We start from the raw sequence: 6,372 nt of genomic DNA on the forward strand, positions 1-6,372 counted from the left end.
ACGGCGGGCCCCTGCGCGTCTCCGGGCGTCAGCCGCGGTTCAGGCCGCGGTCCAGGGCGGCGATCGCGCTGCCCTGGGCGTCGTCGCCGTCGAGCGACCAGACCATCACCCCGGCCAGGTCGTTCCAGCGCGTGTACTGGGCCTTCTGGGTGAGCACCTCGGCGGTGTCGTAGCTGTAGAAGCTGGTGCCGTCGTACTTCCAGGACGCGCCGTGGTCGCGGTCCAGGTAGACCTTGCCCGGCAGCGCGTTGATCTCCGCGTAGGAGTGGTCGGGCGCGGCCGCGGTGGCGCTCTGGTAGAGGCCGCCGCGCTTGCCGGGGGCGACGCCCGTCCAGCCGTGGCCGTAGAGCGGGGCGCCGAGGACGAGCTGCTCGGACGGCATGCCGCGCTCCTGGTAGTGGGTGACGGCCGTGTCGGCGCTGCGCCGGCGGGCGTCCGGGTCGGTGGGGTCGGAGTAGAGGTTGGCCTGGTGGTTGGCCGGGCCCTTGCCCTCCCACGGGCCGTGCAGGTCGTAGGTCATCACGTTCAGCCAGTCCACCGACTCGCTCAGCTCGGGCAGTTCGAGCCGGTCGGCGACGGTCTCGTTGGCGGCCACGGCGGCGGTGAGCAGGTAGTGCTTGCCCTTCTTGCCGCTCAGCGCGTCCAGCTGGCGGCGGAACTCCTGCATCAGCAGGGTGAAGTTGCGGCCGTCCCCGGGGCGGACCACGTTGCCGTCGTCCCCGCCGCCGCCCGGGTACTCCCAGTCGATGTCGATGCCGTCGAAGACGCCGGCGGCCGCGCCCGCGCCGCCCTCCGGGGAGCCGGGCAGGACCGGCAGGTTGCCCTTGAGGTAGAGGTCGATGCAGGAGGAGACGAACTTCTTGCGGGCGGCGTCGGTGGCGGCCGCGTCCGAGAAGTACTTGGACCAGGTCCAGCCGCCCAGCGAGATGACCGTGCGCAGCTGCGGGTTCTTCGCCTTGAGCTTGCGCAGCTGGTTGAAGTGGCCCTTCAGCGGCTGGTCCGGGGTGTCGGCGACGCCGTCCACGGAGTCGGCGGCGGAGAAGGAGCGCTGGTAGTCGTTGTGGGCGTCGCCCTGGCCGGCCTCGTTGGTCTCGAAGCAGGTGCCGTCGGCGGAGACGTTGCCGAAGGCGTAGTTGACGACGGTGAGCTTGGCTGCCTGGCCGGAGTCCTGGACCCGCTTGGCGGAGCTGTCGGCGCCCCACTGCGTGAAGTAGCCGACCCGCTGGCCCTTCAGCTTCGGGCCGTGCCCGCCTGCGGCGTTGGCGGTGGCGGGGGCGGCGAGCAGCGCAGCGGCGGTGGCGGCGGCGAGCAGGGCTGAGGCGCGAGTGGGCATACCGGACCTGTTCTCTGAGGCGTCGTCAAATGGTCTGGACCAGATGGCACAGAGGTTTAGTCCATCTCCCGTTCACCGCACAAGGGGGCAGCGGCATCCGGCGCACTATGCAAAAGGCCGGGTGCGCGAAAAGGCAGGGTGCGCGAAAGGCCGGGCGCGCGAAAGGCCGGGCGCGGAGGAACACACGCGAAAGGGGCCGGACCGCACGATGCGGTCCGGCCCCTTCAGGCGCTAGTGCGGAGCTCAGCCGATGAGCGAGCGCAGCACGTACTGCAGGATGCCGCCGTTGCGGTAGTAGTCCGCCTCACCGGGGGTGTCGATGCGGACGACCGCGTCGAACTCCTTGTCACCGGCCTTGACCTTGACGGTCTTCGGGGTGCGGCCCTCGTTGAGCTCGGTCACGCCGGTGATGGAGAAGGTCTCCTCGCCGGTCAGGCCGAGGGACTCGGCGTTCTCGCCCTCCGGGAACTGGAGCGGCAGGACGCCCATGCCGATCAGGTTCGAGCGGTGGATGCGCTCGTAGGACTCGGCGATGACGGCCTTGACGCCCAGCAGCGCGGTGCCCTTGGCGGCCCAGTCGCGGGAGGAGCCGGAGCCGTACTCCTTGCCGGCCAGGACGACCAGCGGGATGCCGGCGGCCTGGTAGTTCTGCGAGGCGTCGTAGATGAACGACACCGGCGCGTCGGCCTGGGTGAAGTCGCGGGTGTAGCCGCCCTCGGTGCCCGGCGCGATCTGGTTGCGCAGGCGGATGTTGGCGAAGGTGCCGCGGATCATGACCTCGTGGTTGCCGCGGCGCGAGCCGTAGCTGTTGAAGTCGCGCTTCTCGACACCGTTGGCGGTCAGGTACTGCGCCGCCGGGGTGCCCGGCTTGATGTTGCCGGCCGGGGAGATGTGGTCGGTGGTGACCGAGTCGCCCAGCTTGGCCAGGACGCGGGCGCCGGCGATGTCGGTCACCGGGCTCGGGGTCTTGGCCATGCCCTCGAAGTACGGGGGCTTGCGGACGTAGGTGGACTCGGTGTCCCACTCGAAGGTGTTGCCGGTCGGGACCGGGAGCGACTGCCAGCGGTAGTCACCGGCGAAGACGTCCTGGTAGCCCTTGTCGAACATGTCCTGGTCGATGGAGCCGGCGACGACCTCGGCGACCTCCTGCTCCGACGGCCAGATGTCGGCGAGGAAGACGTCGTTGCCGTCGGCGTCCTTGCCCAGGGCGTCCCGGGTGATGTCGACGTTCATGTTGCCGGCGAGGGCGTAGGCGACCACCAGCGGCGGGGAGGCCAGGTAGTTCATCTTGACGTCGGGGTTGATCCGGCCCTCGAAGTTGCGGTTGCCGGAGAGCACCGAGACGACCGCGAGGTCGGACTCGTTGACGGCGGCCGAGACCTCCTCGGGCAGCGGGCCCGAGTTGCCGATGCAGGTGACGCAGCCGTAGCCGACCAGGTTGAAGCCCAGCTTCTCCATGTACGGGAGCAGGCCGGCCTTCTCGTAGTAGTCCATGACGACCTTGGAGCCCGGCGCCAGGGTGGTCTTGACCCAGGGCTTGACCTGGAGGCCCTTCTCCACGGCCTTCTTCGCCAGCAGGGCGGCGCCCAGCATGACGGAGGGGTTGGAGGTGTTGGTGCAGGAGGTGATCGAGGCGATCACGACCGCGCCGTTGTCGATCTCGTACGTCGAGCCGTCGGGGGCGGTGACGGCGGTCGGCTTCGAGGCCTCGGCCGAGTAGGTCGGCAGCGCCTCGGCGAACTTCTGCGCGGCCTCGGCCAGGACGACGCGGTCCTGCGGGCGCTTCGGGCCGGAGATCGACGGGACGACGGTGGAGACGTCCAGCTCCAGGTACTCGGAGTAGACCGGCTCGTGCGACGGGTCGTGCCAGAGACCCTGCTCCTTGGCGTACGCCTCGACCAGGGCGAGCTGCTGCTCGTCGCGGCCGGTGAGCTTCAGGTAGTTGATGGTCTCGGCGTCGATCGGGAAGATCGCGCAGGTCGAGCCGAACTCCGGCGACATGTTGCCGATGGTGGCGCGGTTGGCCAGCGGGATGGCACCGATGCCGTCGCCGTAGAACTCGACGAACTTGCCGACCACACCGTGCTTGCGCAGCATCTCGGTGATGGTCAGCACCAGGTCGGTGGCGGTGGTGCCGGCCGGCAGCTGGCCGGTCAGCTTGAAGCCGACCACGCGCGGGATCAGCATGGAGACCGGCTGGCCGAGCATGGCGGCCTCGGCCTCGATGCCGCCGACGCCCCAGCCCAGCACGCCCAGGCCGTTGACCATGGTGGTGTGCGAGTCGGTGCCGACGCAGGTGTCCGGGTAGGCCTGGCCCTTGCGGACCATGACGGTGCGGGCCAGGTGCTCGATGTTCACCTGGTGGACGATGCCGGTGCCCGGCGGGACGACCTTGAACTCGTCGAAGGCGGTCTGGCCCCAGCGCAGGAACTGGTAGCGCTCCTTGTTGCGGCCGTACTCGATCTCGACGTTCTGGGTGAAGGCGTCCTTGGTGCCGAACTTGTCGGCGATGACGGAGTGGTCGATGACCAGCTCGGCCGGGGCCAGCGGGTTGATCTTGTCCGGGTCGCCGCCCAGCTCCTTGACGGCCTCACGCATGGTGGCGAGGTCGACCACGCACGGCACGCCGGTGAAGTCCTGCATGATCACGCGGGCCGGGGTGAACTGGATCTCCTGGCTCGGCTGGGCGTCGGCGTCCCAGTTGCCGAGGGCCCGGATGTGGTCGGCGGTGATGTTCGCGCCGTCCTCCGTGCGGAGCAGGTTCTCCAGCAGCACCTTGAGGCTGTAGGGCAGCCGCTCGGAACCCTCGACGGCGGAGAGCTTGAAGATCTCGTACGACTCGTCGCCCACCTGCAGCGAGCTGCGGGCGTCGAAGCTGTTCGCGGACACGACTGACTCCTTCTGGGTGCTTCGTGCGGTATCCGGCCGCCACGCGGTGGTAAGGTCAGCCTTACTTAGGCTTACCTTGCCCGCATCGCCGGCGAGCGCCTCTCGGCAAGTATCTTGATGTCGAGATATATCGTAAGGGGCAGTTATCTCGATGTCGAGATAAACCATAGTGCATGCCGCCGCCATCACCATCGCAGGCATGCCCCGACCGGCGAATCCGCAGGTCAGCGGCCGTCCGGACGCACCCGTACGCATCCGGACCGCAGCGCCCGCGCACCGCCCGCGCACCGCCCGCGCTCCGGCCGGACCGACCGGACCAGCCGGACCGCTCCCGCCGCGACCACGGCGGCCGACGACAGCACCACCACAAGCTCACCACCGGAACCGCCGGTCGGCGAGGGGGACCGGCGAGGGGGACCGGCGAGGGGGACCGGCGACGGCGGTGTCCTTCCCGGCCCGGCGCCGTTAGCAGGGCGACCGTCGCCCCGCCCGTGGAAGGCCCGACCGATGACCGCACCGCTCGCCGCCGCACTGCTGCCGCTGGCCCTGCTCGCCCCCGCCGCCTCGCCGGTCTCCGTCCAGGAGGCGGACTTCGACCCGGCCACCGCCTTCGTCCCGCCGGCCGCCATCAGCTACGCGCAGGACCTGGTGCCGTACGGCTCGCACGCCCGGATCGTCACCGACCGCTCGGTGCCCGGACGCACGGCGCTCAGGCTGACGGTCACCGGGCTCGCCCCCGACCACGAGTTCCCCGTACACCTGCACACCGGCGACTGCGGGGCCGACCCGGCCTCCTCCGGGCCGCACTACCAGGACGCGCCCGACCCGGTGCAGCCGTCCACCGACCCGGCGTACGCCAACGACCGCAACGAGCTGCGACTGGTGCTGCGCACCGACGGGCGGGGCCACGGCACCGCCACCGCGGCGGTGGGCTGGCGGCCCCGGCCGGGCCAGGCGCGCTCGCTGGTGCTGCACGCGGGCACACCGGCCGGACCGCACGCGGCGGGCGACCGGGTGGCCTGCGTCAAGCTGGAGCGCTGAGGCGCCCGGACTCCCTGCGCCGGTCCCGATGCCGTTCCCGGTACCGACGCGTCTCCCGGTGCCGCTCCCGGCGTCGCCTGTCAGGAGCCGAGGGTGGCGACCAGGACCGCCTTGATGGTGTGCAGGCGGTTCTCGGCCTGGTCGAACACGATGGAGTGCGCCGACTCGAACAGCTCGTCGGTGCACTCCAGCTCGGTCATGCCGGTCGACTCGTGCATCTGCCGCCCGACCGCCGTGCCGAGGTCATGGAAGGCCGGCAGGCAGTGCAGGAACTTGACGTCCGGGTTGCCGGTGGCCCGGACGGTGTCCATGGACACCTGGTACGGCTTGAGCAGCTCGATCCGCTCGGCCCAGACCTCCTTGGGCTCGCCCATCGAGACCCAGACGTCGGTGTAGAGGAAGTCGGCGCCGGCCACGCCCTCGGCCACGTCCTCGGTCAGGGTGATCCGGGCACCGGTCTCCTCGGCCAGCGACTGCGCGGCCTCGCGCACCTCCTCGGCCGGCCAGAGGGCGCGAGGGGCGACGATCCGGATGTCCATGCCGAGCAGGGCGCCGGTGACCAGCAGCGAGTTGCCCATGTTGGAACGGGCGTCGCCGAGGTAGGCGAGGGCGACCTCGGTGAGCGGCTTGGCGGTGTGCTCGGTGACGGTGAGCACGTCGGCCAGCATCTGGGTGGGGTGCCACTCGTCGGTCAGGCCGTTCCAGACCGGGACCCCGGCGTACTCGGCCAGCTCCTCGACGATCTCCTGGCCGTGCCCCCGGTACTCGATGCCGTCGAACATCCGGCCGAGCACCCGGGCGGTGTCCTTGACGGACTCCTTGTGGCCGATCTGCGAGCCGGACGGGTCCAGGTAGGTGGTGGTGGCGCCCTGGTCGTGCGCGGCGACCTCGAAGGCGCAGCGGGTGCGGGTGGAGGTCTTCTCGAAGATCAGCGCGATGTTCTTGCCGCGCAGCCGGGGCTGCTCGGTGCCCGCGTACTTGGCCGCCTTGAGGGTCGCGGCGAGGTCCACCAGGAAACGGAACTCCTGGGGCGTGAAGTCGAGCTCCTTGAGGAAGTGCCTGTTCCGGAGGTTGAAGGCCATACCGGGCTCCTGGGGGTGACGGGGCTA

General features: G+C 70.4%; 4 protein-coding genes. 1 reads left to right on the plus strand and 3 read right to left on the minus strand.

What is annotated here, in order from left to right; all coding sequences use genetic code 11:
• Positions 1–28: 28 nt before the first annotated feature.
• Together J0670_RS03750 and acnA are read right to left on the minus strand one after the other, a co-directional pair.
• Positions 29–1,333: a glycoside hydrolase family 18 protein gene (locus tag J0670_RS03750; RefSeq protein ID WP_207809553.1), complete on the minus strand. Its 1,305-nt coding sequence runs from the start codon at positions 1,331–1,333 to the stop codon at positions 29–31.
• Positions 1,334–1,576: 243 nt separating this feature from the next.
• Positions 1,577–4,222 (minus strand): aconitate hydratase AcnA, encoded by a 2,646-nt coding sequence (gene acnA / locus J0670_RS03755; protein ID WP_207809555.1) that lies wholly within the window; start codon positions 4,220–4,222, stop codon positions 1,577–1,579.
• A gap of 507 nt (positions 4,223–4,729) precedes the next feature.
• Between acnA and J0670_RS03760 the strand changes: the two genes are divergently transcribed.
• Positions 4,730–5,263 (plus strand): superoxide dismutase family protein, encoded by a 534-nt coding sequence (locus tag J0670_RS03760; protein ID WP_243436487.1) that lies wholly within the window; start codon positions 4,730–4,732, stop codon positions 5,261–5,263.
• Positions 5,264–5,343: 80 nt separating this feature from the next.
• Here the strand turns inward: J0670_RS03760 and argF are convergent, their stop codons facing one another.
• The gene (gene argF, locus J0670_RS03765) at positions 5,344–6,345 is read right to left on the minus strand and encodes an ornithine carbamoyltransferase (RefSeq protein WP_207809557.1); all 1,002 of its coding nucleotides are present in this window, start codon (positions 6,343–6,345) and stop codon (positions 5,344–5,346) included.
• Positions 6,346–6,372: the final 27 nt, after the last annotated feature.

Origin of the sequence: Streptomyces sp. FH025 (assembly GCF_017427025.1) — a bacterium.
In the GTDB taxonomy this organism is placed as follows: Bacteria; Actinomycetota; Actinomycetes; order Streptomycetales; family Streptomycetaceae; genus Kitasatospora.